23 protein-coding genes and 1 tRNA gene are annotated in these 24,874 nt (G+C 44.3%); 4 read left to right on the forward strand and 20 right to left on the reverse strand.

The genetic code is table 11. From position 1 onward, the window contains the following. Window positions 1-147 precede the first annotated feature (147 nt). From rplI to Q8N16_00550, 9 genes are all read right to left on the reverse strand, one after another. Window positions 148-618 carry a 50S ribosomal protein L9 gene (rplI, locus tag Q8N16_00510; GenBank protein MDP3093231.1) on the reverse strand — a complete coding sequence of 157 codons (471 nt, stop codon included), beginning with the start codon at window positions 616-618 and terminating at the stop codon, window positions 148-150. Window positions 619-677: 59 nt separating this feature from the next. Next, entirely contained in the window at window positions 678-1,898 is a 1,221-nt protein-coding gene (locus Q8N16_00515) for a S41 family peptidase (GenBank protein MDP3093232.1), read from the reverse strand. Between the two features lie 213 nt (window positions 1,899-2,111). Next, complete coding sequence (locus tag Q8N16_00520) at window positions 2,112-2,525, reverse strand: hypothetical protein (protein ID MDP3093233.1); 414 nt, start codon at window positions 2,523-2,525, stop codon at window positions 2,112-2,114. Between the two features lie 202 nt (window positions 2,526-2,727). Then, window positions 2,728-2,801: transfer RNA gene (locus tag Q8N16_00525), tRNA-Lys, on the reverse strand. Between the two features lie 61 nt (window positions 2,802-2,862). Continuing rightward, window positions 2,863-3,951 carry a molecular chaperone DnaJ gene (dnaJ, locus tag Q8N16_00530; GenBank protein ID MDP3093234.1) on the reverse strand — a complete coding sequence of 363 codons (1,089 nt, stop codon included), beginning with the start codon at window positions 3,949-3,951 and terminating at the stop codon, window positions 2,863-2,865. A gap of 152 nt (window positions 3,952-4,103) precedes the next feature. Continuing rightward, window positions 4,104-5,990 (reverse strand): molecular chaperone DnaK, encoded by a 1,887-nt coding sequence (gene dnaK / locus Q8N16_00535; protein MDP3093235.1) that lies wholly within the window; start codon window positions 5,988-5,990, stop codon window positions 4,104-4,106. Between the two features lie 15 nt (window positions 5,991-6,005). Continuing rightward, on the reverse strand, window positions 6,006-6,701 hold the full coding sequence (locus Q8N16_00540) for a serine protease (protein ID MDP3093236.1): 696 nt from the start codon (window positions 6,699-6,701) through the stop codon (window positions 6,006-6,008). Beyond that, window positions 6,688-7,221 carry a nucleotide exchange factor GrpE gene (locus Q8N16_00545; GenBank protein MDP3093237.1) on the reverse strand — a complete coding sequence of 178 codons (534 nt, stop codon included), beginning with the start codon at window positions 7,219-7,221 and terminating at the stop codon, window positions 6,688-6,690. Before Q8N16_00545 ends, Q8N16_00540 begins: the two co-directional genes overlap by 14 nt. Beyond that, a complete protein-coding gene (locus tag Q8N16_00550; GenBank protein ID MDP3093238.1) occupies window positions 7,211-7,933 on the reverse strand; it encodes a hypothetical protein in 723 nt (240 codons plus the stop codon). Before Q8N16_00550 ends, Q8N16_00545 begins: the two co-directional genes overlap by 11 nt. 276 nt (window positions 7,934-8,209) lie before the next feature. On the opposite strand from Q8N16_00550, the gene Q8N16_00555 reads away from it, so the two are divergent. From Q8N16_00555 to Q8N16_00570, 4 genes are all read left to right on the forward strand, one after another. Further along, window positions 8,210-8,554, forward strand: coding sequence for a hypothetical protein (locus Q8N16_00555; protein ID MDP3093239.1), 345 nt, complete (start codon window positions 8,210-8,212; stop codon window positions 8,552-8,554). A gap of 381 nt (window positions 8,555-8,935) precedes the next feature. Beyond that, window positions 8,936-10,522, forward strand: coding sequence for a glycosyltransferase family 39 protein (locus tag Q8N16_00560; GenBank protein ID MDP3093240.1), 1,587 nt, complete (start codon window positions 8,936-8,938; stop codon window positions 10,520-10,522). Between the two features lie 19 nt (window positions 10,523-10,541). Then, the gene (locus Q8N16_00565; protein MDP3093241.1) at window positions 10,542-12,320 is read left to right on the forward strand and encodes a glycosyltransferase family 39 protein; all 1,779 of its coding nucleotides are present in this window, start codon (window positions 10,542-10,544) and stop codon (window positions 12,318-12,320) included. Between the two features lie 118 nt (window positions 12,321-12,438). Next, the gene (locus Q8N16_00570) at window positions 12,439-13,032 is read left to right on the forward strand and encodes a hypothetical protein (GenBank protein MDP3093242.1); all 594 of its coding nucleotides are present in this window, start codon (window positions 12,439-12,441) and stop codon (window positions 13,030-13,032) included. A 46-nt stretch (window positions 13,033-13,078) separates the two neighbouring features. Here the strand turns inward: Q8N16_00570 and Q8N16_00575 are convergent, their stop codons facing one another. The 11 genes from Q8N16_00575 to Q8N16_00625 all read right to left on the reverse strand — a co-directional run bounded on the left by Q8N16_00575 (window position 13,079) and on the right by Q8N16_00625 (window position 24,860). Beyond that, window positions 13,079-13,867, reverse strand: coding sequence for an FtsQ-type POTRA domain-containing protein (locus Q8N16_00575; GenBank protein ID MDP3093243.1), 789 nt, complete (start codon window positions 13,865-13,867; stop codon window positions 13,079-13,081). Between the two features lie 3 nt (window positions 13,868-13,870). Continuing rightward, window positions 13,871-14,905: a peptidoglycan bridge formation glycyltransferase FemA/FemB family protein gene (locus tag Q8N16_00580; GenBank protein ID MDP3093244.1), complete on the reverse strand. Its 1,035-nt coding sequence runs from the start codon at window positions 14,903-14,905 to the stop codon at window positions 13,871-13,873. A gap of 44 nt (window positions 14,906-14,949) precedes the next feature. Beyond that, entirely contained in the window at window positions 14,950-15,471 is a 522-nt protein-coding gene (gene cas2 / locus Q8N16_00585; GenBank protein ID MDP3093245.1) for a CRISPR-associated endonuclease Cas2, read from the reverse strand. Window positions 15,472-15,486: 15 nt separating this feature from the next. After that, the gene (locus Q8N16_00590; protein ID MDP3093246.1) at window positions 15,487-16,827 is read right to left on the reverse strand and encodes an aminotransferase class I/II-fold pyridoxal phosphate-dependent enzyme; all 1,341 of its coding nucleotides are present in this window, start codon (window positions 16,825-16,827) and stop codon (window positions 15,487-15,489) included. 91 nt (window positions 16,828-16,918) lie between these two features. Then, a complete protein-coding gene (gene murF, locus Q8N16_00595) occupies window positions 16,919-18,544 on the reverse strand; it encodes a UDP-N-acetylmuramoyl-tripeptide--D-alanyl-D-alanine ligase (GenBank protein MDP3093247.1) in 1,626 nt (541 codons plus the stop codon). A gap of 5 nt (window positions 18,545-18,549) precedes the next feature. Further along, a complete protein-coding gene (locus tag Q8N16_00600; protein MDP3093248.1) occupies window positions 18,550-19,290 on the reverse strand; it encodes an alpha/beta hydrolase in 741 nt (246 codons plus the stop codon). 1 nt (window position 19,291) lies between these two features. Continuing rightward, window positions 19,292-20,020, reverse strand: coding sequence for an alpha/beta hydrolase (locus Q8N16_00605; GenBank protein ID MDP3093249.1), 729 nt, complete (start codon window positions 20,018-20,020; stop codon window positions 19,292-19,294). A 148-nt stretch (window positions 20,021-20,168) separates the two neighbouring features. Beyond that, window positions 20,169-21,425 (reverse strand): serine--tRNA ligase, encoded by a 1,257-nt coding sequence (serS, locus tag Q8N16_00610; protein MDP3093250.1) that lies wholly within the window; start codon window positions 21,423-21,425, stop codon window positions 20,169-20,171. A gap of 96 nt (window positions 21,426-21,521) precedes the next feature. Next, a complete protein-coding gene (locus tag Q8N16_00615) occupies window positions 21,522-22,241 on the reverse strand; it encodes an HAD-IB family phosphatase (GenBank protein ID MDP3093251.1) in 720 nt (239 codons plus the stop codon). A gap of 48 nt (window positions 22,242-22,289) precedes the next feature. Continuing rightward, window positions 22,290-22,571, reverse strand: coding sequence for a hypothetical protein (locus Q8N16_00620; GenBank protein MDP3093252.1), 282 nt, complete (start codon window positions 22,569-22,571; stop codon window positions 22,290-22,292). A 642-nt stretch (window positions 22,572-23,213) separates the two neighbouring features. Continuing rightward, window positions 23,214-24,860: a CTP synthase gene (locus Q8N16_00625; GenBank protein MDP3093253.1), complete on the reverse strand. Its 1,647-nt coding sequence runs from the start codon at window positions 24,858-24,860 to the stop codon at window positions 23,214-23,216. Between the last annotated feature and the right edge of the window lie 14 nt (window positions 24,861-24,874).

Below are 24,874 nucleotides of genomic sequence, written 5' to 3' on the forward strand. Positions count from 1 at the left end.
CAATTTTACGCCTGACGCTTCACGCGAAGCGCGGGTGGCGAATAGCCACATCCCGCTTCTTGGGCGCAGCGCTTCGTCCCAATTCGGGGTGCAGCTATTCGCTGCGCGCACTGCGCTAAATTATTCAGAAGTAAAATTGGGGCGGGGTTATTCTTTTTCTTCTTTTTCTTTAAGATCTTCCCCGCTGATAATCACCTGGATCTGAGATTCTAAGTTGTGGTCGAATTTAATTTTGATCGGGTACTCCCCCGTTTCTTTCAAGGGTTCTGGCAAGTCAAGCTGGCCTTTTTTGACGTCAAAACCAATTTCTTTCAATTTCTCAACGATTTTCTGGGCGGTGATCGATTCGAAAAGCTGGCCTTCGGGGCCGATTTTTACCTGGATGGTTACTTCCTGGCCGTCGATTGACGAAGCCACTCCTTGAGCCTTTTTCAGGCCCTCTTCAGCTTTCTTTTCCAGGATCTCTTTTTGAATCTCGGCCCACTTTAACGTTTCTTCACTGGCGGCTTTGGCCAGCTTTTTGGGTATCAAAAAATTGCGGGCGAAGCCGTCGGCCACGTCTTTAATTTCGTATTTCTTACCCACTTTATCGACGTTTTCTAGGAGGACGACTCTCATGGTGTTTTTATTTCGCCAGAATCAAACTTGTTTATTTCTGCCATATCCTATTCTATATTCTACTTGAGTTCTTTCAAGATTTCAAGAGCTTTGTCGAGCTGAGGGTCTTTGTCATTCTCGTAATCCTCGTCGGTGATTTCGACCTGAATGTCGGGGGTCAAACCGTGATCTGAAATAGACTGGCCGCTGGGTGTCAGCCACTTGGCAACAGTGATCTTTAAAGAAGATCCCCCTTCAAGGTTTTCTATTTGCTGGACAGAGCCTTTGCCAAATGAGGTTTCCCCTATGAGCTTAATTTTACGGTTGTCTCTCAAGGCGCCGGCCAGAATCTCACTGGCTGAAGCCGATCCTTGGTTGATCAAAACCACTAATGGCAGGTTGGAGAAGATGTCGTTGCCGGTAGCCAGATATTTCTTCGGCTCTCTTTTTTCACCGAAATCCTCGATCGCCACCAGGGAATCTTTTTTCAGGAAAAAGCTGGCAATGTTCTGGGCAACTTCGAGATAACCTCCGGGGTTATTCCTCAAGTCGAGAACTATTCTCTTGGCCGGCGATCTCAAGATTTCCAGAGCGGCTTTTCTGAAGTCGGCGCTGGCCTTTTCCGAGAACTGGTAGAGTTCGATGTAGGCGATATTGTCGTCTTTGGCCTCCCATTTCAGAGACGGCACTTCGACGACGTCCCGAGTCAGCTTGAAGTCTTTAGCGTTGTTCCAGCCGTCTCTGAAGATAGTCAGGGTGACGGTAGTGCCTTTGTCGCCGCGGATTCTGCTGACGGCCTCGTCAACGGACATGCCGATGGTAAAGACGTCATCGATTTTGACAATGCTATCCCCTGCCCTCAATCCGGCTCTCTGGGCAGGAGTTCCTTCCAAGGGGGCGATGATCTGGAGCTGCCCTTTTTTCTGGCCGATTTTCATCCCTACTCCTTCGAATTTTCCGGAGACGTCTTCCGAAAACTTTTTACTTTCCTCGGGATCCATGAAAATGGTATAGGGATCGTCAAGAGACTGGACCATGCCGGAAATGGCTCCGTAGAGCATTTTCTGGCTGTCGAATTTAGTTTCATCGATGAAGTTTTCTTTTAAGGCTTGCCAGGCGTCCCAGAATAGCCTGAAGTCAAGGTTTTTGACGTCTTGGCCGGCTCCCTGGTTGAAAATGCCGTTGATAATCCTTTTCTCGGCCTGTTTCTGGCCAAAATAAAATCCAAGGCCGGTACCAAGGCAAAGTAAAAGAATTACGGCAACTAGTTTCAGTAGTTTTTTGGAACCTTTTATTTCCATGTAATTTCATTATTAGGATAGCAGAATTAAGCTAAAAAGTCCATTTAAAATTATGAAGAGGACTGATTCAAGATTCAAAGGATTCGCGAAGCAAATACCTAAATAATAAATGAGACAATAAACAATTATAGAAAAAAATAGAGCCCCTAAGCGGAATTGAATTCCACAAAGGGGCTCATTCGGGGCGCTCGCCGGGCTGGATAGTTGTTAATACTACTCATAGTGGATGAGCAGTCCGACCACGATCGGATGACCGTAAGCTCCCGCATTGCCGGTGACGATGGACATCGCGATCACTTTCTTGTCGGGAAACTGTCGCTCCCACTCCGCTTTCTTGGCTATGATGTCGGCGATGGCCGCATCCCCTCTCTCTCCTTTCCACGACGGGTCCGACGGGTCGTCCACCCTGATATAGACAGTGCTCTGCTGATCGTCATAGACGTTTGGCAGAACTTCCGTCCCGATGGAAGAGAGGGCTTTTTCGGCGGGCGAAAGGGTCTTCTCGGCGGGCACAACACCGATGAAGGAAGAAAGGGCCGCTATTCTGGCGGACGAAGAGGCTACGTAGAGCCAAGCCAGTCCGATCACGAGAAGCAATACAGCGCCCGCTATATAGAATTTCTTCATTTCATACCTCCTTAAGGAAATGTGTTCTCTACGGCATTATTACCGTAGAGGTTATCGGTTTTCCATGATACCGATGTTAATTAATAGTTAATACATATTTCATTGCAGAAGTCAAGCCCAAACAAAAATCAGCATTTCTGCTGTTTCTTGTATCAAAATTATGAGAAAACTTTCTTTCGCTCAAAATTCCTTACGATATTTGTGCCCCTGCCGCGATTTGAACGCGGAACCAACTCCTTAAAAGGGAGCTGCTCTACCAAATTGAGCTACAAGGGCGGGCGCTACAGCTAAAATTAAAGATTAAAAATAAAAAATAAAATATTTTATGTTTTTTATTTTAAATACCCTCCTCCTTAAGTTGCTCCAACAACTCCTTTTGCTTCTGGTTTAGTTTTTTGGGAACTTTAAGAACTAACTCGATATACAAATTTCCCTGTCCGCGTCCCTGAAAATGAGGGATGCCTTTACCCGTCAATCTTAGCATTTTTCCCGGTTCTGATCCAGAAGGAATGTTTAAGATGAACTTATTACCTGCCAGGTCGGCAATCTCAATTTGGCCGCCAAGGGCAAGTTGAGAAAAAGCCAAGGGCAGGTTCATAAAAAGGTCGTCTCCTTTTCTTTTGAAAACGCGGTGGGGTTTGAGAAAAATCCTCAAGTACAGATCTCCCGGCCGGTTTCCCCTTTTTCCCGGGTCTCCGGCTCCCTCAACTTTGATTATCTGATTTTGGTCAACCCCGGCCGGAATGAAAACCTTGAAATTGTCGATCCCTTTTATTCTGCCTTCGCCTTTGCAGACATTGCAAGGCTTTTCCGGCTTTTGGCCTTCGCCCCTGCATTCGGGGCAGGTAACAAAACTGGTAAAGGCCCCCAGGAAGCTTCTCTTAATTTGCTGAACTTCGCCGGTGCCTCGGCAAGAAAAACATTCTTTTATTCCAGATCCCGGCTCTCCCCCGCTTCCTCGGCATCTCTGGCATCTGACGAATTTTTCCAGAGAGATTTCTTTTTCTTGAGCTCTCAGGGTTTCCTCGAGGGCGATTTCTAAGCCGATTTCGATATCCCTGCCTTTTTTTGCTTCCTTTCTTCTGCTGGGGCCGCCGAAACCGAAAAACTCCTCGAAAACATCACCCAGATCCCCAAAATCGAATTCAAATCCTTCGCCATCAGGCGCTGCTCCCGGTCTGCCCCAGGACCAGTTGAAATCTGGTCCTCTAGGTCCGCCGCCCGGGAAAGCCTGCCCGAACTGATCGTATTGGGCCCGTTTGCCTCTATCGGAGAGCACCTGATAAGCCTCGCTGATTTCTTTGAATTTTTGTTCGTCGCCGCCTTTATCGGGATGGTGCTGATGAGCCAGCTTATGGTAAGCCCGCTTGATTTCGTCGGCGTTGGCGTCTTTTTTGACTCCCAGAATCTGGTAGTAGTCCTTCATAGCGCTCCGCTAAAATTAAAGATTAAAGATAAAATATCAAAAATACAGATGTTAAAACGTAAAAACCTTAACAAAAACTAATAAAACCTTTCAATGTGCAGTAGAATTTTTGTATTTTTGATTTATGTTTTTTATTTTTTATTTTTTATTTTTTATTTTTCCTTGTACTCCCCTTCTTGGGCTTCCGGACCTTGCTCGGGCGGTTTTTGCTGGCCCTCTGAGCCCGTTTGTCCTTGCTGCTGGCGGTATAACTGCTCGCCGATTTTCTGGGCCGCCTGGGACAGATCTTGGGTTTTTACCTTGATATCTTCAAGATTATCCCCTTCTTTTGTCTTTTTAAGGGCTTCAATTTTTTCTTCACATTCTTTTTTAATGTCTGCCGGCACTTTTTCAGCTAAATCGCGCAGAGTTTTTTCGGTAGCGTAAATCAGATTGTCGGCCAGGTTCTTTGCCTCAATAAACTCTTGTTTTTTCCTATCTTCGTCGGCGTGAAGCTCGGCTTCTCTTTTCATCCTTTCCACTTCTTCTTTAGAGAGTCCGGTTGAGCCTTCAATTCTGACAGACTGACTTTTGCCGGTGGCTTTGTCTTTGGCGGTGACGTTAAGGATGCCGTTGGCATCGATGTCAAAAGTGACTTCAACCTGGGGCAGGCCTCGAGGAGAAGGCGGGATGCCGTCTAAAATAAATCTGCCGAGAGATTTGTTGCTGTAAGCCATCGGCCTTTCTCCTTGCAGGACGTGGATTTCGACCGAGGTCTGGTTGTCGGCCGCAGTCGAGAAAACCTGGGTTTTGGCGGTGGGAACGGTCGTATTCTTGGCGATAAGAACGGTGTTCACCTGCCCCAGAGTTTCAATACCCAAAGACAGAGGGGTGACATCCAAAAGCAAGACGTCTCTGACTTCTCCTTGCAAGATTCCGGCTTGGATAGCGGCGCCGATGGCGACAACTTCATCCGGATTAATGGATTCGTTCGGATCCTTGCCGAAAAACCTTTTGACGGCTTCTTTCATGGCTGGCATTCTGGTCTGACCGCCGACCAAAACTATCTCTTCAATGTCTTTCGGCTCTTTGCCAGCCTCTTTCAGAGTCTGTTTTACCAGCTCGATCGATTTGTCGATATAACTTCCGACCAAATTTTCCAATTGGGCCCGGCTGAATTTGTAGAAAAAATGCCTTGGGCCTGAAGAGTCGGAAGTGATAAAGGGCAGATTTATTTCCGTTTCCATGCTTGAAGAAAGCTCGATCTTGGCTTTTTCCGCCGCTTCTTTCAGCCTTTGAACGGCCAGGGCGTCTTTTGACAGGTCTATGCCCTGGTCTTTTTTAAAGTTGTCTACCAGCCACTCAATTATTTTCTGGTCAAAGTCGTCTCCTCCCAAGTGGGTGTCGCCGCCGGTCGCCTTCACCTCAACCGTGTCTGCGGTGATGTCGAGAACCGAGATGTCAAAAGTGCCGCCGCCAAAGTCATAAACAACGATCTGCTGGTCTTTCTTTTGCGTCAGGCCGTAAGCCAGGGCCGCGGCCGTCGGCTCGTTAATGACTCTTTTGACGGAAAAACCGGCGATTTCTCCAGCCACCTTAGTCGCTTTTCTTTGGGAGTCGTCAAAATAGGCCGGGCAGGTAATAATGGCATCGGTAATTTTTTCGCCTAATTTGGCTTCAGCATCTTGTTTCAGCTTCTGAAGAATGATGGCCGAGATTTCCGGCGGTTTGTGCCATTTTTCTCCCATTTTAATTTCGACGCCTCCGTCTGCAGATTCCCTGATCTCGTAAGGCAGGATTTTTTTGTCCCGCTGGACTTCGGGATCCGAGTATTTCCTGCCCATCAGCCTTTTAATCGAGTAAATGGTGTTTTTGGGATTGGAAACGGCTTGCCTTTTGGCTAGGATTCCGACCAGCCTTTCATTAGCCTTTGTCAGGGAAACTACCGAAGGAGTGATTCTCGCTCCTTCTTTATTCTCGATGATTTTCGGCTCCCCGGCTTCGACAATTGCCATCGCCGAGAAAGTTGTTCCTAAATCGATACCTAATATCTTTGCCATAAGTTTATTGAAGAATTATTTAATTAAATCAATGATATATTTTGATGGCCGGCAGATTCCCATATTTGCCGGAATATCTGCTGTTTTCCCGTCTGGTATCGGGATTTTTGCTGAAATCTTTCCGCTGACAATGCCGATAACCTTGCCGTCTTCGACGGAAAAAACCGGTGAGCCACTGGAACCATTATTGGTATGGGTATCTATAATAAAGAAGTGCAATGATCCATCCGCTAATCTCTTTTTTACCGAGCTGACTATACAACGATTCGCAGTCATTGTAATGCCAAACCCGATATTTATCAGTTCTGTTGCCAAAGGATATCCCAAGAAAACAGCTTCTTCCCCTTCTTGGACTTTTTCTGAATCTCCGATTGACTGGATCGGCGAAAATTCTGTTTTCCCATCGGAGACGATTTTCATCAGAATAATGTCATTTTCTTCATCGGTTTTCAGAACCTCTATCGGGTATCTGCTGTAATGCATAATTCCCTTTTCATCTGTTTTGGTAGGAACCTTTGTTCCTAAATACTGCCTTTCGTTTTCTGGAATCTCTTTATAAACATGAGCGCAGGTTATGAACTTTCCGTCTTTGGAAACAATGAAACCAGTTCCTCTGATACTAAAAGTCACTTGATTGTTTTCTTTTGGGATTAAAATCTCCAAAAGAATTATCGAGTTTTTATTTTGTTCGATAATTTTAGGTATTTTCATTTTTTAGGGTGTTATTTGAGACTTTTACTTTAGCCGGTCTCAATAGCTGGCCCTGGATTAAGTAGCCTTTCTGGGTCTCTTCGACAATCGTTCCGGGCTCTTTGCTTTTGTCTTGGATTTCCTCAACTACTTCATGAAATTGGGGATCAAATTTCTTACCCAGAGATTCTATTAATTCTACTTCATGACTTCTGAGGAGATCCTCGAATTGAGCCTTGATCTGGAGCAGCCCTTGGACATACTGATTCTCTTTTAGATCTTCAGGCAGGTTTTTTTCCGCCAGATAAAAATTGTCGAGTAAGGGCAGAATTTTTAAAATCATTTCCTCGCCGGCAAAGTTAATAATCTCTTTAAACCTTTCAACCTCTTCTTTCTTGTAATTTAAGAAATCGGCTCTGGCCCTTTGCCAGCCGGCCAAATACTCGTTTCTCTGCTTTTGGCAATCTTCAAGCAGTTTTTTTAAATCCTCTGCTGGCGGCGCCTCCTCTTTTTTAATTTCTTTGTTTATCTCAGAAGTCATTGGAAAATATATTGATTATTGAGTTAATAATGTCTATATTCCGGTCATATTCCATTCTTTTTGGTCCGAAAATAGCCATCACTCCCCTTTCTTTGTCCGGCAAAAGTAGGTTGCCGGCAATGGCGGAAAAGTCCTGCGATTTTTGGCTCGGATTCTCTTTGCCGATGAAAATCTTGATTTCGCCGGAAAAATCCATTTCCGGAATGATATCCTTTTCCCACGAGTCAATCATTCTTACGAAACTTTCAAATACATGGCTGTTTTCAAACTCTGGCTCTCTGATTATCTGGCTCCACCCCTCCTTAAAAAACAGGTTTTCTTCGGGTAAATAACTTAAAACTAGAGAAGAAGTCAGTTCAGATATTATTCTAGTTAGTTCTTGGGTGGCTTTGGGGCGATCTTCTTTTGCGCCTGTAAATTGCTTGATTTTCTCAGTAGATCTTTTGTGGCCAATCCCCTGTTCTTTGCGTATCAGGAGATTGTTTACGAAAAAACGGTATCCTCTGTCAGTAGGGATTCTGCCCGCTGACACAAAAGGCTGGGAGAGATATCCTTGGTCAGTGAGTTTTTCCATTTCAATCCTTAACATCGCCGGCTTAATGCCAAAGGCGTGTTTCTTTGCCAAAGCAGCCGACGCCACTGGTTCGGCAGTTTTGACGTATTCTTCAATCAGTTTTTCCAATATGCTTTTCTGCCTTTCAGTAATTTCCATATCAACTATTGTAGCAAACCCAGATTAGCAGTCAAGACCTTTAACTGCTAATCTCCATCCGCCCTTGACTTTCCAAGAAGAGTATGCTATAATTGTAAGTAGAAAAAGAGAATAAAAGAGTTTGTTCCTTAAAAATACATTACCCCTGCTGCCTGATGAAGATTTGACCAAAGTCTTTATGAGGCAGCAGAGGTTACAGTCAGCGCGTGTTGGCTGACCATAAGCTGTTGGCGGGCTTTCCTCCGCTCCGCCAAATTTCTCAGAAGGAGAGAAAAAATGAATAAGCAACTGTTCGAGTTAGTAAATCTGTTGGATCTACTGGCCACAGCAGATCCGATCCGGATTCAGGGGGGAATGGTCTGGATCTACAGCTGGGAGGTGGGGGACCTAACAGGAACATTTTTCCCAGCCGACGACTCTCCGTCTCGCTGCGCAAGCGAGGCGGAGATTGACCAGGGCTTGCTCGTCGCCCTGGACAAATGGGGCGACAAGCTTGGTCAGTCCGCTGCGGCTCAGCAGCGGCTGATCGATATCATAAGGGGGTATTGGGCCGGACAGGCCTTGCTGAGCAAACAAATTGGGTTTAAAGAGTTCAGGCGCATTATGCGCGAGAGCTCCTAAAGCCCCGGCGAGGTAGGTTCAGCGGATTCGTATCCTCGCCGTAACAAGAATCTGCGCAATAAGCAAAAAATGCCATTTGGAAATCCAAGTGGCATTTGCTTTTTATATAACACCAGAGGATACCCGAGAGACACCCGAGGGGACGTCCGGGATTAGACCTTGGGTCAAACCTAACTAGTTGGATGTCGTATGTTACGAAAAATCCACGATCGTGGGTTTTTCGTAAGGTTTTGTTCAGGAAATATTGTTTTAAAGTCGAGACTTTACAAAATTTACACGATCGTGGATTTTTGGTGATTTAACCAGTTCCTCTAAAGTCAGATTTTAGATGGTTTAATACGGTCGTTTTAGGCAAATGTATCTTTGTGCTAAAATAAGCTAATGGAAAAGAAACGTTGCTGTTTATGTCTCTTATTGGCAATCCTTATTATCGCCGGCTTTTTGAGATTCTGGCAGCTGGATTTAATTCCTCCCGGGCTTTACCCGGATGTCGCCATTAACGGCAACGACGCCCTGAACGCTTTAAAAACCGGTGATTTCAAAGTCTTTTATCCCGAAAACAATGGCCGGGAAGGCCTTTTTATCAACCTGATTGCCTTTTCTTTTGCCATTTTTGGCCCGAGCGTCTGGGCAATCAAGGTAGTGGCGGCCATTATCGGAACTCTAACCGTCTTGGGCCTTTATCTTTTAACGAAGGAAATTTTCGTCAATACAAAATACGAGATACAAAATACTAAATACAAGTTCGTCCCCCTGCTCGCTACTTTCTTGTTTGCCGCTTCGTTCTGGCATCTGAATTTCAGTCGCCTGGGCTTTAGGGCTATTATGGTTCCCTTTTTCCTGGTCTTCTCTTTTTATTTCCTTTTCAAGAGCTTGAACGGAAGAAAAGTTTTCCCGGCCGTCTTGGCTGGAATCTTTTTCGGCCTTGGTTTTCATACCTACATTGCTTTTAGGGTAGCCCCCCTATTATTGCCATTGGTTTTTATCCCTTTTTATTTTGTTTACCGTAAAGAGGGTTTCCAGAAAAAATACTTTTTACTGGTTCTGGCTTATCTTGCGGCCGTCTTTATCGCCGCTTTGCCCATTGGCCTTTATTTTTTGAACAACCCGCAGGATTTTATGGGTCGGGCCGCCGGGGTCTCGATTTTTGCCGCCGCCAATCCCATAAAAGAGTCGGCTTTGAGCCTGATCAAGCACTTAACGATGTTCGTTTTCATCGGCGATGGCAACTGGCGGCACAATTTCGCCAATTCTCCCCAGCTGCCTGCGGTTTTGGGAATCATCATGTATCTGGGCATAGTTTTCATCCTCAAACAACTGGCTCTAAGGGTAAAAGAGAAAAAATGGCAGGAAGTCGCTGCCTCCCTCCTCTTAATTGGCTGGTTCTTTACCCTTTTGCTTCCAGGGATTCTGACTGCCGAGGGCACCCCTCACGCTTTGAGAACAATCGGGGTTCTACCAGTCGCTTATATTTTTGTCGGCTTTGGTTTATTTTGGCTAAAGGAGATTCTAAAACAAAGGAGAATGGCTTTTCTTCTGATTCTTTTCGTAGCGCTTTTCTTTGGAATCTTTTTTGATCCCCTCAAATACTTTGTCGTCTGGGCGAAAAACTCCCATGTCAAGGGAGCTTTTACGGAAAACTATGTTGAAATCGGGAAGTTTTTGAATTCGCTTCCCGAGAACGTTTCCAAATACGTTGTTGTCAACGAATCAGGCACTCCGGTTCCTTGGCCGAGCGGAATTCCCATGCCTGCCCAGACGCCGATATTTTTTGAAAGCATTGTCTTTGGCAACCCTCAGGCAACTTATCTTTTGCCGGAAGAACTGTCTAAAATAATGATAGATAGAGAAAAGACCGTAGTCGTAATCATGAAGGAAGATCAGGAGTTATTCGGGAAGCTGGAAGAGAAGTTTCCTTTCGGGAGGCTTAAGGAATACGGCGGAGTCTGGAGATTCGAGATTGATTAATAAATAAGCCTTAATTAAGATGACAAATCGCTTAACCAATATTGCCGCCGTATCTTTGCTGGTTTTTGTCTTTGCCATGGCTGTTTTCAGCATGAGGAATGACTCTTTGACTATGGATGAACTTGCCCATTTGCCGGCAGGCTATTCTTATCTGACGCAAAAGGACATGCGGCTCAACCCCGAACACCCGCCTCTGGTCAAGGATTTGGCCGCTTTCCCCCTGCTTTTCATCAAAGATATCAATTTTCCCTCCGACATCCAATCCTGGAAAGACGATGTTAACGGCCAGTGGGCATTCGGCAACAAATTCCTTTTCTGGTCGGGCAACCCCACAGAAGAAATGATCTTTTGGGGAAGACTGCCGATGGTTTTCATCCTTTTGCTCCTAGGGTTTTATGTTTTCAAGTGGGCGAGGGAGCTTTACGGGAACAATATCGCTTTGCTGGCTCTTTTCCTTTTTTCCTTCTCCCCCACTCTTTTGGCGCACGGCCGGCTGGTGACCACCGACATCGGCGCCGCCCTCGGCATCACCGCCGCCGCCTACTATTTCCTTAAGTTCTTAAAAGAATCTTCAAAGAAGAACTTGCTGATTGCCGGTTTGGTTTTGGGCCTGGCTCTATTGACTAAGTTTTCAACTATTTTACTTTTGCCTTTTCTGGGTTTCCTTTTACTGATCTGGCTGGGCGTTAATTTTCAATCCCTGCCCCAATTTCTCAAATCATTTATCGTTTACGGCTTAAAGTTTCTGGTCATTCTGGTTGTTGCTTCGGCCGTAATCTGGCTGGTTTATTATTACCATGTTTTCAATTACCCGCCCGATCGCCAGGCCAATGATATGGAGTATATTTTGGGCTTCAGTTCTTTTCAGGGTTTGCGTCAGGCTTTACCCAATCTATCCTATAATCCTGTCTTGAGGCCTATAGCCCAGTACCTTTTTGGCTTGATTATGGTTTTTCAGCGCGGGGTGGGCGGAAACACCACTTATTTTCTCGGCGAGGTTTCAAATATTGCCTGGAAAACCTATTTTCCTATAGTTTACTTAATCAAAGAACCTTTAGCCTTCTTTATTTTAGCGATTTTTGGGATTTTAGCGGCAACCTATCTTATGAAAAAACCTTTTTGGCAAGATTTCTGGACTAGATTAAAGAGCTGGGTTAAAAGCTATTTTGTTGAGTTTTCTTTTCTTGCCTTTATCGGTCTTTACTGGCTGATGAGTCTGACGGGAAATTTAAATATCGGAGTCCGCCATCTTTTGCCCATATTTCCGTTTATGATTCTGCTGGCAAGCCGGCTGACAGCTTTGTGGATAAAGCCGCCTTATCTTAAAGCCAAGATGCTTTTCTTAGGAGCTCTTCTTTGTTGGCAGGCAGTTTCCGTGGTCAATACTTATCCGTCTTTCCTGGCCTATTTCAATGAATTGGCCGGCGGGCCCAATCAAGGATATGTTTATGTCACCGATTCTAATCTGGACTGGGGCCAGGATTTAAAAAGGCTGAATCAGTGGCTCGAGAAAAACAAAATCCCCAAAATCTATGTTGACTATTTTGGCGGGTCAGACGCTAGGTTCTATCTGGGCGACAAGTATTTGCAGTGGTGGAGCGCGAGACAGCCGGCGGAAATGACTGAAACTCCGTATCTGGCGGTTTCCGCCACCTTTTTACAGAGCGAGCGCGGCTTGCCCTCCAAGGGTTTTAGCCAGCCGACTGGCCGCTATTTGTGGCTTGATGATTACCAGCCGGTTGCCAAAGCCGGCTACTCAATCTTCGTCTATAAGCGAAGCTTGAAAACTACGTTTTAAAGCAAGCTTTCAAACTTCGTTTATAAGATAAAATAGTCTCTGTCCCCGTAAAGAAATTGACATTTCTGTGAGGTTGTGTTAGAGTTTCGGATCTGACGCGCTCAGGAGGTCGCGTAAAATGATTAAAAAGGGAGATTGGGGAATCGCTTGGCTGGTCACCAAGGTGATCCAGGGTCTGGACGCCCTCGTTCTTCCCGGAGACCCTATTCCGGCAGAAATCGTCTTCACGGTTCCTGCAAAGGACGATTATGGGAAAAGGAGCTATGTTCGTTACACATCCGGAGAGGAATCTGGGGAAAGATATGTTGTTTTCGTGGTCGGGATAGCAGCGTATCTTGAAAAACAGACCCAGGGTAAAGATACCAAAAAGCACCTAGCTTTGATCAAAGGGTTGGGCGCTGACGATTTTGCGACTCTTCCAGTTTTCACGATGGAAGAATTGATCGTAGCGATCGCTAGCCACGAAATAAGGCATCGTCTGCAGGATCAAAAACCTGCCCTGCGTATGTTTTCTCCGACCAACGTTTCTTCTTGGAGCCCCGAGTTAAGGCCTCTCGGGGAAGCGTTTAAAACCGCTTTTGCCAAAGGATTTCTCGGCGGCGACGTCCAGTCGGAATTCGATGCGAAAATCGTCGAATACCTTGCCGGCCTCGCCGCACGTCTCGGGAAAAACCCTGAGGAAATAGCGGCTGTCATAAAGATCGAACCATAAAAGGCTCTTCCGGAGGAAAGGGCCTTTTAACTACCCAAAATAATTTCTATTTGTAGTAGACTTTATTAAACCTGAGATCGAGGTATTCAAGGCCCTGCCTTTTCTCTTGAGGGAGTTCTTTCTCTAAAACTAATTCGAGCTCGATCAGCTGCCAATTGAGGTCGCCGTTTAAGTCAAAAAAGATTTTCCAGCCTTCTTTGGTTTTGGCGTCTAATCTCGCCTCGTTCTCAAAAAAGGTAAACTCCTTAGCTTTGATTTCGGCTTTTTCCTCGATTGTTTTTTGGACTGTTAGAATTTGCAAGAGCCTTTTTTCTTCAATTACATTTTTTCCCAGAGATATTTCTCCCTGAAATTGTTTTGACTCAATTGTCAGGTCGGACAAAGTTTCTTTGAGGATTTCTTCAAAAATCACCCCCTTTTTATCTAAGGAAAAATAGGACTCCTGATTGCGCCAGATTCCGATGGCTTTCCTTTCGACTATCTCAATTAACAGGGAATCGGGCAATAATCTTTTTACTTTTAGTTCGTCTATGAGGGGGAATTTCTCTGAAACCAGAATCTTAATCGAATCCGGGTCAGCCAGGAGAATGGCTTTGGTTTCAAAGCCGAGAATCTTTTTTTGGATTTTTGGCCAGACCAGTCGTTCGATTTCCTGACCAGAGATTCTTCCCCCGCCTGAAATTAAAATCTTTTTTACCTGGAAGGCCGGGCAGAAAAAGAACAGCCAGGAGATTGCCGTCAGCAAAAAAGTTATCAAAACAGCCAGCCGGAAAAAGCGGTTCTTCAGAATAGATTTCTTTTTTCTAATTCGGTATCTTTTACTGGAAACTCGCATAATTTAGAGTCCGCGTCTTAACTTTCTTACTTTCTCGAAAACATAGGTTAACCAGTATCGATTGGAAAGCGCCAGGTCTTGGGTTTTTATATATTCATGAGCTTTGCCGCCAAACCCCATTTTGAACTGGGTTGGGCCGGCCCAGGGATGGTTCGGCTGTACTTTGGGGTCGACAAATCCCCAAAAGTCAAAAAGGCGGCACCCTCTTTTTTTTGCTTCTTTGACCGCTTCCCAAAGCAGGAGATAAGTAATTGAGAGCTTGGCGAACTTGGGAATAGAGACGGCGTGATGGTAAAAGCCGATACCCGACCAAAAAAGGACAAATGATCCGCAAGCCACCTCTTTGTCATGATAGCCGAAAAAGAGGGAAACTTCGTTATTTTCGCTGAAAGCCGAAAATTCTTTTTGCAGGTATTCTAGGGAAAAAGGGACAAAACCCTGCCTTTCTGAAACCTGGTCGTGGAATCGGCTGAACAATTTAACGTCTTCTAGATTTTTGCTTTGCGAGACGCTGATCGCCGGGTTTTTCTGCGCCTGGCGGATTAGATAACGGGTAGTTTTCCTCATTTGGGAAAAGAGCTTGTCTTCTGGAGGCGTAATGTCAAGTTTCCAGCTCGCTTCAGGGTGCATTTGCAAAGGGGCTTGTTTAAATCCCGCGGCTTTGAATAAAGCAATCCCCTTTTCTTCCCTTTTCCAGATAGGGTTTATCCTTATGAAGCTTGCCTGTTCCTGCCCGGCGGTTATTTTGAGCTTTCCATGCAAAGTTTTTAAGATTTCTTTTCTGGAACTTTCTCCTGGTTTTATCACCGGGCCGTGGGGTACGAGCAAAAAGGTTCCCCTTTTAGCAATCTTTTTTTCCGCCAGGGCAACGCTTACCAATTCGTCGTTGTCGTATATCCCCCATCTCCAGATTTTTTCTCCCATTTCTCGGCAGAACTCGCCCCAATTCCAAGATTGGAGAAAAGTTTTTTCCTCGTGATCTTCAAGGAATTTTTCCCAAGTTTCTTTATTTTCTATCTCTTTTACTTCCCAGCTCATAAAATTGTCTTATCATAAACTTACTTACGATCGTAGTAAAATGTTTATATTTCTGTCTCCTCTATTAAAAATATTTTGACGTACGGATCCAAAGAATATTCTCGGAGAAACTTTTCTGTTTCACTTTTAACGTCAAAGGGGCAAACCCAGATGCTTTTTTGGAGCATTCTATATCCTAAAAATATAAGATTGCTTCTCAATAAATCTCGTAGCCTTCTTTTTTTCTCGGGAACGTCAAAGGTTATCATTTGCCATTTTCCATCTCTCCGTTTATCTTTTTTCGAGTTTTCATATTTAATTTCAGAAATCTTTTCCAATCCCATTGGGGTAATAGCAATAGCTTTTCGGCTTTGCAGATTATTAATTCTTATCAGGCCTCTCTTTTTTAAATAATAAATCAGTTGAGAAAAATATTTTTGTCTGTTTTTCTTTTCCCAGGCGCGTCTAAAACTTAGCAGGTCTGGAGAGGTCGCTTCATAAATTGTTTTTGGGGCTCGCGGTAGCCTGATCGTCTCAATAAAATTACACAGATCCCACAAAAATTTGTCAGTTATAGGAATATTCATTGCGATCTTATTATATCATACTTTTTCTACGATCGTATTAAAACATTTATGGAGAAAGTTGACGATTTTTTGGGCCTTTTCTTTTGAAATATTGATGTGGGTCGGCAGGTTGACAATCTTTTTGGCGACGCTTTCAGCTATCGGACAATCTCCCGCTTCATACCCCATTTTAGCCTGATTTGTGTCCGGAGGCATAATAGCGGCGTTTCTCCAGCCGTCGTCAAGGAAGATTTTTTCTTTGCGGGCTTTATCTAATATCATATCGGCGTTAGTGTCTTTAAGCAAAACAGGATAGCGGAGATAAATCCGGCCTTCTGCGCTTGGCGGCAGAACCAATTTAAATCCTGCCAGGTTTTTGTCGTAAAGTTCAGCGATCTGGCGTTGGTGGCTGATAAACTTTTCTAGTTTTTCAAATTGGTTTAAAGCCAAAATTGCCAGGGCCTCGGGCATTTTTTTGGCGGGATTAACTGGTAATTTTCCCTGTTTTTCTCTTTTGGAAACGGCTTTGGACAGCAGGCCGATCTTTTGTAGAAATATCAAAGCCCATTTGCCGATTTCACCGAAACTATATAAAGGTATAATCAGGAAAGTAGTTAAAATCGGATGCAGGAGCTGTTGAAATGTCCAAAGGCAAGAGGGCTCGGGTAAGTTATTTTGATAGTCTTTTAGTTTTTGCGCCAACTGGTCGTCGTCGGTCGCAGCCATTCCACCGGCAACAGAAGAAATAACCTTATCCCGGCCAAAACTGAAAAATGCGGCTTTGCCGAAAGTTCCCACCTTCGCTAAAGCTTCGGTGGGCAGGCCCGCTTTTTTACCATTATAAGCGGCGCCGAGCGAATGGGCGCAGTCCTCAATCAAAATTAGGTTGCGTTGTTGGCAAATTGACTGGATTTTTTCCAAGTTAGCCGGTAAGCCGAAAGTGTGTTGAACCAAAACAGCTTTACTTTTAGGCGATATCTTATTTTCTAGATCTTCGACATCAATATTTAAGGTTGTCTTGTCAATATCGACAAAAACAGGTTTTAACCCGGCAGCCAAAATCGGGTTGACTACGGCGTTGCAAGTAAATCCTTGGATTAAAACTTCGCTGCCGGGTTCAAAGTTCAGGCATTTCAAAATTGCCAGGAAAGCAGTCCGGCCGCTATTAAAAGCAAAAGCATGTTTTATTCCCAAGTAGTGCTCAAATTTTTGTTCGAGCACCAATGACGGATTTTCAGCGATCGCTTGTTTTTTGTCATTGGTCCATTTCCAGGGCTGGAAAATTAGCTTCAATGCTAAAATAATATCGTCTTTTTGAGTGTTGGGCGAAAGGGAGGTAAAAATAGGTTTGTTATATTGACAAAAGTTGTTTTTCATTGTGTTCGTCGTGGGGGCGGCGCTCATAACCTGGGCACTTGATCTTTTTTAGGAGACTGGGCCCTGTTGTAGATTTTATATGACAGGGCTCTTAAATTTTCAATAATTTTTTCAATTCTTTCAATTTTTGCGGTAGTCCTCCTTCCAAAAGAATTATGCTTTCTGGTTGGCAAATAGAGTTTGTTTTTTCAAATATTTCTTTTGGGTTTTCTAAAAAAATGATATTTTCCGGATTCATGCCAGCGCCTATTGCCGCCTTTCGCAGTTCTTCAAACCAATCCTTAGTGGTGATAATGGCAAGATCGCAAATTTCGCCGATTTTCTTGCCGATTTTCTGGTGCGCTTCTTTGGCAGCCGGACCGAGTTCAATCAGGCAAGGCATTATAATTACTTTTTGACATGACCAGAGTTTTAGGTGTTCCAGGGCCGCTAGAACGCCGTCGGGATTGGCAGAATAACCGGAATCAATAACATCCACTCCCCCGCTTCCTTTTTTGAGCTTCATGGCTCCCTGGTCTGAAGTTATTTTCTGGCAAGCTTTGGATATTTCTTCAAGAGTCATTCCCAGTTCTTTGGCAACTAGTATCGCTCCCAAAAGATTTAAAATATTATGACTGCCCAAAACATTAACTTGAAAATCCGCTGTTTCTCCTTCTCTGGCAACCGCTTTAAATCTGACGCAGTCTTTCTCAATAATTATATCCTCGGCCCAAATATCCGCTTTGGTATCTAGTATCTGGTATCTAGTATCTGGTATTTGATATATTTTTTTTGGTTTTTCCGTTTTTCGGTACATTTCTAAGCAATATTTATTGTTGCCATTGAAAATTATCAAGCCGTCTTTTGGCAAACTCTCAATAAGTTCCTCTCCTCCTTCTGCCGACAATAGGTTTTCCATTGAGCCAAAAAGCGCCAGGTGCTGTTCATTGACGCCGGTAACGATGCCGATTTTGGGCTTGGCAATGCCAGAAACCTCTTTGACTTTGCCTTTGTCATAGGCTCCCATCTCGCAGATAAAAACTTGATGATCGGGTTTTAACTCATTTAAAACGCAGCGAGCAATAGCGATTTCCGAATTTTGATGTTCTGCGGTTTTGGCAACCTTGAACTTTTCAGAGAGAATTGTTGCCAAAAATTCTTTACATGAGGTTTTGCCGTAACTGCCGGTAATGCCAACAACAGTCAGATTTTTAAATTCAGCTCTTTTGGCTTTGGCTTGGTTGATTATTTGTTGTCTGAACAAAACCGCAATTGGCTGGAGCAAAAGCACTATTCCTGAAACAATGAGGGGCAGAAGAATATCCGCCAAAAGCAAAGCAATAATTGCCTGGCTTTCTGGCAAATGACTAGAGTAAAGCAAAATGGCGGCAAAAATGGTTAGATTTGCCAAAGCCAAGATTATCATTTTGGTAGTGAAAACCGGTTTTTTGGGGTAGGTCTTCTTGGCCAGAAAAGCCGCGGCCTGGACGACGTAAATAATCAGGAGCGGCCACAGCATCGGTAAAAACAGAGCCAGGACCAGAAGCAACATTTTTACGAGCCGGACAGGATTGCGGAGTAATTGCTTTCCTTTTGCCGTCCTAAAATGGTCAATAAATCTTTTGAGATGATATTCTTTCAACTGCCAGAAGTACAGCCAAAAAAACATGGCTTTGGTTATTTCAATTATCCAAAAGATATAAAGAATGTAGAAGATGTCTAAGGAAGAGTTTGTCATTGGCTTTAGGCCAAGAAGATTTTTAAATCAATGATATTGTCTTTGGTGATGGAATTAAAGTGTTGCCCTGGAGTGATAATCAATTGGCTATTCGTCAACAGGGTTTTAAGCTTTTGGGAAAGTTCAAGAGGCATCAAAATGTCTTTTTTGCCAGCAAAGATTAAAGTCTTATTTTTGATTGTCTTTAACAGCTGGCGATTGTCTATTTTTAAGGCAGAATCAATAATTTCTTCGTCTTTGTTTATCGGGATTTTTAAAATTAGTTCTATATTCTTTTGACTGTCCTGCCTGTAAATCTCTCTGGTTGAAGCGTCTTTAGTGTAAGGGCGCGACAAAAAAGCATAAAAAGAAGATAAGATCTTTTTTGGCATTGACCCGATTGAATTGTAGGCCAGGCCCAGGAGTTTTTTATTGGCCATTGCCTTATAGAAAAAGCCGATTATTTTTGATTTTGGCTTGAAACAGGAGCCGGTGGCAATCAAGATAAGTTTTGAATCGGGGTAGTTCTGGGCTATTAAAGGAGCGATTAATCCCCCAAGGGAGACGCCGACGATAACATCTGGTTTTCTGTCTTCTAATTCGTTTTCAAGGTATTTTTGGACATTTTCTGGGGTAAAAATAAATTTGTCAGTAAATAAGTAAGGGGCAATGATTTCCCAGCCGTTTTGCTCAAAAAAGTCATACAAAAAATGGCCTTTGACAACCGGCTGAGGATAGCCATGGATAATGAGGGCGGTCTTTAGCATTTTATTCGTGTCTGTTAACAAAATCCAGGATTTCTTGGGCGACTTTTTCTGGCGCGTCAACGTGGATCATATGCGGAGCGCCGGCAATGATTCGCAGCAAAGAGCCGGAAATCATCCTTTCCATAAATTTTCCGTCAGATAAAGGAGTGGTTTTATCTTTATCTCCCCACAAAATCAGGGTCGGGGTTTTGATCTGCGCCAGCTGGCCAGCCAAATCTTCCTCAATCACGTTTTTAAAAGTCTCTTTCATTGTCTGGGTTTTTAAGGTGACATAATCGGTTTTTCTCAAGATTAGACGGTAGAGCGCTTTTCGACAAAACTGGTAGCCGGGAATAAAAGATAATTTATTGATGGCTTTAGACAGTTTGGCAAACAGGTTGTAGACTTTTGATATTTTTTTGTTCCGGATGCCGGCGGCAGAAACCAAAATCAATCCCTTAAGTTTCTCCGGATATTTTACAGCAAACTTAATAGAAACCCGGCCGCCGAAAGAATGTCCTAAAAGAAAAAAATCGGCTAGGCCGTTTTTATCGGCATAGGTTTTCGCCCATTCAACGTAGTCGTCAATGGTCCAGGGGCTATTTAACGGTTGGTTTTCGTCTAGTCCCGGGAAAGGCGGATAAAAAACCTGATAACCCTGTTTTTCCAGCAGTTCTTTAACAGGCGTCCAGGAGCCGGTAAATCTGCCCCAGCCGTGGAGAATTAAGATTTGCTCTTGACAAGTTTCCATGGGTATGATAGAATGTAGGCGGTTTGAGATAGTCTTTGGTTCTGCGTTCGCGCGGGGCCAAGCATTCTCGGACCACGAATTTTTCCTTTCGGAAAAATTCAGCGGCACCCCTCTTTCTTTTTGAGAGTAGGGGTGTTTTGCATTTTAGTTATCTTATCTCTTTAAAGCAGGTGTATTTCTGCAGGATTCTGGGCACTTTGATCGAGCCGTCCTTCTGCTGATAGTTTTCCAAAATCGCTAAAATCGGCCTTTCGGAAAAAACCGTGCCATTAAGAATATGGACGAACTCTAATTCCCCGCCTTTGCGCTTAAATCGGATATTCAATCGTCTCGCTTGATAATCAGTACAGTTTGAAGCGGAATGGGTTTCCCTATACTTGTTTTCCGAAGGAAACCAGGCCTCAATATCGTATTTGGCGGCGGCCGGGTCGCCCAGGTCGCCGGTGCACATTTGCACCACATGATAAGGCAGGTTTAAGGATTGCATTAGCTCTTCTTCTATGGCTATTAAAAAGGCGTGCTCTTTTTCGGAATCCTCGGGCTTTACGAAAGAAACCATTTCCAGCTTATTGAACTGATGGACGCGTAAAATCCCCTTGGTGTCCTTGCCGTAGCTTCCTGCTTCCCTGCGGAAAGCCGCGGAAAACCCGACAAATCTTTTCGGCAATTCTTGTTCTAGCAAAATCTCGTCTTTGAAATAAGGAACAATCGCGTGTTCGGCCGTTGCCACCAGACAGAGATTGTCCTGATCTAGACAATAAGTTTCTTCAAAACCGCGGTTATTGTAGCCCAAGGCCATCAAAACGTCTTTTTGGATCATTGCCGGCGGCAGAATCGGGGTAAACCCTTTTTTAATCAGAGTTTTAAATCCCAAATCGAGCAGGGCCATTTCCAGCATCACTCCTTCGTTTTTCAGGTAGCCAAACCTGGTGCCTGAAACCTTGCCCGCTCTTTGGGTGTCGATTAAATCCAGGGTTTCTCCCAGTTCAAAGTGGCTTTTGGGCGGAAAGTTAAACTTGGGGATATCTCCCCACTTTCTGATTTCTTTATTCTCGCTTTCGTCTTTACCCTCGGGAACGCTGTTTAAGGGTAGGTTCGGGATTATGGACATTAAACCCTGGAATTCGGCGTCAATCTCTTTGAATTCAGCTTCAATGCGGTCGTCGCTTTTGTCCAGTTCTTGCATTTTCATAATCACCGCTTCTCTGTCGGCTTTGTCGTGGAGCTGCTTTATCTGTTCATTAGCCTGGTTTTTCTTTGCCCGGGTATCTTCAAGGGCGAGCATTAATTCTTTCCTCTTTTTGTCTATTTCCAAGAGCCTGTCAATGTCTATTTTGGCCTGCTTTTTGCGGCAGGCGTCTTTGACTTTTTCCGGGTTTTGGCGAATAAGTTTGATGTCTAACATGGTTTTAGTTTAGTTATTCTTGCACTTTACGCCGCAGGCGTAAAAATCAAGAAATGAAATGGGAGCATTAGCGACCATGACATTTCTTAATTAAGATTAACATATTTCTCGACCTTTTTGAACTATCTTTAAAATTGGTAAAAGATTGGGAGTTTCTATAGCGAAACAGAGTTTCGATATATCAAGCAGATTTGTTATAAAAACATCGGCATTTTCTTTAACGATTTGTCTTTTGACAACACCGCCAAAACCGATAAAAAGATCAACTACATTTTTAGCTTCAAGATCCGTGGCGCCGTCGCCTATAAGCACGGTTTTCCCTCGTCTTGCTAGTTTCTGAATAATATACTGCTTGCCCTTATTCCTTGTAAGAGGATTTTTCCAATCGGGGCTAAGATAATTTCCGTTTTTCCGGAACTTAAGATTAATAGCAAAGACGTTTTTATTGGGGATTCCAAGGTATTTTGCAAAAGGCAGAACGGCTTGCGAGTACGCGCCAGCAACAATATAAACCTTGCTTCCCATCCGTTTTAATCCAGCAATGGTTTTTCTCGCTCCCTTAACCTCGTTTTTGATATAGAGGTTTGCCAGCCGGGCTAAATCTTTTTTGCAAGGCCTGACTATTTCTAATCTTTTTCTGAGAGTTTGGCGGAATTTCGCTTTTCCTTTCATAGTAGCAGCGGTTAGTTTGGAGACTTCCTTTTCTCTTCCTTTCATTCTGGCTAATTCATCAATTCCCTCGATTTTAGTCAGGGTGCTGTCGCAATCGAAAATGACGATGTCATAAGTATTTGGTTTTTGGAAATTTTTGTTCATGGCTGCTGGGGAGCGCCTTGCCTTTTGCGCAAGGCGCTCCTTTGCTTATTACGGGACGATGCTGTCCACCCCCTTAATGCGAGAGATTTCGTCCCATTGTTCCTGACTTAGGCGGATATGTTCTCCGTCTTTCCAGACCTGATACACCCCTTCGTCTCCCTCTTCATTGCTGCAGAGGGCGTACTCTGGCCCGAGCACGGCCTTAACCTCTTGCGCCGCATGGGCCTCCATAAAGATGGCTGTTCCCTGCATGTCTTTCTCCTTTTCTCGTGCTTCTTGGGAGCACGGAAGAGATTTTTGAAAAACAAAAACTCTCGTCCCTAATCCCAAATTGTCTTGGGTTCAAAGACGAGAGTTCTGTCTCGCGGTGCCACTTTGATTCACGGCCGTATTGCTACAGTCGCCTTTTGGGCCCGGCATCCCATTAAACGGGATAGCGGGTCGCGAAAGCTATAACGGGCCTGCCCGGGAAACCTTAGTCCACGCAAGATCATGGTTTTCGGCTCCAACTCAAGAAGGGGAAATCCTTCTCTCTTCGTTTTTCCAGATTGTATCTTATCATAATCATATTCAAAGAATCATGTCAAGCGCAAATGGTGAAGCCGTCAACATGTGACGGCTTCTGTTTGTTTGGGCTTTTACCGCTTCCGGTGATCCTTTTTCTTATCTTTACATCCCGCACATGTGATGTTCTTGGCTTTACCCCCTGGCTGGGCGGCCAGCTTGGTGCCTTTCCGATTGCGGAAATACATTCTACAGAACTGACAGCGGAATATGCGAACCATGCGAACCTCCTAAACTGAAAAAGAATTATCCTCTCAATGCCGCGCATTGAGAGGCAGAGCCCTTATAGACGTGCTTTATATAAAGCAGAAAAAGCCGGTGGTGGCAAGACCCTATAGACCCAGCTGGCCGCTGATTTCCTGCATCGCTTCCAGGCCGATTTTGACAAAATCCTGTAAATTAAGCGGTTTAAAGCCTTGTTTTTGCCGCCGCCTTAATAAAAGCGACAAATAGCGGGTGGGGAGACAAAGGCCGCGACTGATATTCCGGATGAAACTGGGTGCCGACGAAAAAAGGATGGTGTTTTTGACTAAGCTCAATCGCTTCAACCAATTGGTTATCCGGAGAAACGCCGGAAATAATCATCCCGTTTTTCTCAAGAAGCTCACGGTAATCATTGTTCACTTCGTAGCGGTGTCGGTGGCGTTCAAGAATGGTTTCCTTGCCATACGCCCTGGACAAAATCGTGTTTTCTCTGATTTTACAGGGCCACTGGCCGAGGCGGATGGTGCCGCCGTATTGACGTTTATTTAAATATTTTTCTTGTTCTGGCATAATATGGATTATTGGATAAGGGGTTTTCTGGTTGACTTCGGTGGAGTTGGCGTTTTTTAACCCAACAACATTTCTGGCAAACTCTATGACCGCCATTTGCATGCCAAAACATAATCCTAAATAAGGAATTTTCTTTTCTCTGGCAAGCTTGATAGTTTTAATTTTTCCTTCGGTTCCCCGGCTGCCCCAGCCTTGAGGGACGATAATGCCTTGATATGTTTGCAGCTCTTTTTCCATTCGGGGCGCATCTTTTTTGTTTTCCAGTCTTTCCGAGTCAAACCATTGGATTTTTGGTTTTATTCCCAGACTCCAGGAAGCGTGTTTTATAGCTTCAATGACGCAGACATAAGAATCTTCCAGGGCGAAATTGCCGGAGGCGAAGTATTTGCCAACGATGGCGATTTTAATTTCTTTTTTGGCCTTGTCGATTTTGGCGACAAAGTTTTCCCATTGGTTCAGAGTTTTTTTTCTGGGTTTTAACTGGAGTGTCTTGAGAATCTTTTTTGCCAGCCCTTGGTTTTCAAAAAGAAGCGGAATGCGGTAAATTGTGTCCACATCCGGGGCGGCAATAATGTTTTCTTCTTTGACGCCGGTGTTAAGGGCAATGGTGTGGCGTCTTTTGTGGTCAATTTCCTGCTGGCTCCGGCAAATGACAAAATCCGGCTGGAGGCCTAGGCGATAAAGCTCGTAAATCGAGGCCTGGGCCGGTTTGCTTTTCATCTCGCCTAAAAACGAGGGAACCGGCAGATAAACAACATGAATTAAGGCTACGTTTTTCGGGTTTTTTTGCTTGAAGCGGCGGATGGCTTCAAAAAACAGGATGTTCTGGTATTCTCCGACCGTCCCGCCTACTTCAATCACGGTGATTTCCGCCTTATTTTTTCTTTGGACTTCTTGGATGCGCTGGATGATTTCTTCCGGAATGTGGATATTTCCTTCGACGCATTTGCCGCCGTAAGCTAATGACCTCTCTTTGTTGAGGACGTTTTTGTACGCCTGGCCCATGGTGAAGTAATTTTCCTTGTTCATGTCCTGTCCTAGGAATCTTTCGTAATGGCCCAAGTCCTGGTCGGTTTCAGCGCCGTCAACAGTAACAAAAATCTCGCCGTGTTCTAAAGGGTTCATGGTGCCGGCGTCAAGATTCAAGTACATATCAGCCTTCATCACCGAAACCTTAAAGCCGTAGAGTTTCAAGAGGAGAGCGGTGGTGGCTGTGGTTATCCCTTTACCTAGACCAGAAATAACTCCGCCGGAAACGAAAATATATTTTGATTTTGACATGCTAGGTTGCTTTA

The organism is bacterium (assembly GCA_030693425.1).
Classification (GTDB): domain Bacteria; phylum Patescibacteriota; class Minisyncoccia; order Minisyncoccales; family GWA2-46-15; genus GWA2-46-15.

Coding starts and splice junctions, on each gene's coding strand:
- rplI (MDP3093231.1), bottom strand. CDS start 618: ATGAGAGTCGTCCTCCTAGAAAACGTCGATAAAGTGGGTAAGAAATAC.
- Q8N16_00515 (MDP3093232.1), bottom strand. CDS start 1,898: ATGGAAATAAAAGGTTCCAAAAAACTACTGAAACTAGTTGCCGTAATT.
- Q8N16_00520 (MDP3093233.1), bottom strand. CDS start 2,525: ATGAAGAAATTCTATATAGCGGGCGCTGTATTGCTTCTCGTGATCGGA.
- dnaJ (MDP3093234.1), bottom strand. CDS start 3,951: ATGAAGGACTACTACCAGATTCTGGGAGTCAAAAAAGACGCCAACGCC.
- dnaK (MDP3093235.1), bottom strand. CDS start 5,990: ATGGCAAAGATATTAGGTATCGATTTAGGAACAACTTTCTCGGCGATG.
- Q8N16_00540 (MDP3093236.1), bottom strand. CDS start 6,701: ATGAAAATACCTAAAATTATCGAACAAAATAAAAACTCGATAATTCTT.
- Q8N16_00545 (MDP3093237.1), bottom strand. CDS start 7,221: ATGACTTCTGAGATAAACAAAGAAATTAAAAAAGAGGAGGCGCCGCCA.
- Q8N16_00550 (MDP3093238.1), bottom strand. CDS start 7,933: ATGGAAATTACTGAAAGGCAGAAAAGCATATTGGAAAAACTGATTGAA.
- Q8N16_00555 (MDP3093239.1), top strand. CDS start 8,210: ATGAATAAGCAACTGTTCGAGTTAGTAAATCTGTTGGATCTACTGGCC.
- Q8N16_00560 (MDP3093240.1), top strand. CDS start 8,936: ATGGAAAAGAAACGTTGCTGTTTATGTCTCTTATTGGCAATCCTTATT.
- Q8N16_00565 (MDP3093241.1), top strand. CDS start 10,542: ATGACAAATCGCTTAACCAATATTGCCGCCGTATCTTTGCTGGTTTTT.
- Q8N16_00570 (MDP3093242.1), top strand. CDS start 12,439: ATGATTAAAAAGGGAGATTGGGGAATCGCTTGGCTGGTCACCAAGGTG.
- Q8N16_00575 (MDP3093243.1), bottom strand. CDS start 13,867: ATGCGAGTTTCCAGTAAAAGATACCGAATTAGAAAAAAGAAATCTATT.
- Q8N16_00580 (MDP3093244.1), bottom strand. CDS start 14,905: ATGAGCTGGGAAGTAAAAGAGATAGAAAATAAAGAAACTTGGGAAAAA.
- cas2 (MDP3093245.1), bottom strand. CDS start 15,471: ATGAATATTCCTATAACTGACAAATTTTTGTGGGATCTGTGTAATTTT.
- Q8N16_00590 (MDP3093246.1), bottom strand. CDS start 16,827: ATGAAAAACAACTTTTGTCAATATAACAAACCTATTTTTACCTCCCTT.
- murF (MDP3093247.1), bottom strand. CDS start 18,544: ATGACAAACTCTTCCTTAGACATCTTCTACATTCTTTATATCTTTTGG.
- Q8N16_00600 (MDP3093248.1), bottom strand. CDS start 19,290: ATGCTAAAGACCGCCCTCATTATCCATGGCTATCCTCAGCCGGTTGTC.
- Q8N16_00605 (MDP3093249.1), bottom strand. CDS start 20,020: ATGGAAACTTGTCAAGAGCAAATCTTAATTCTCCACGGCTGGGGCAGA.
- serS (MDP3093250.1), bottom strand. CDS start 21,425: ATGTTAGACATCAAACTTATTCGCCAAAACCCGGAAAAAGTCAAAGAC.
- Q8N16_00615 (MDP3093251.1), bottom strand. CDS start 22,241: ATGAACAAAAATTTCCAAAAACCAAATACTTATGACATCGTCATTTTC.
- Q8N16_00625 (MDP3093253.1), bottom strand. CDS start 24,860: ATGTCAAAATCAAAATATATTTTCGTTTCCGGCGGAGTTATTTCTGGT.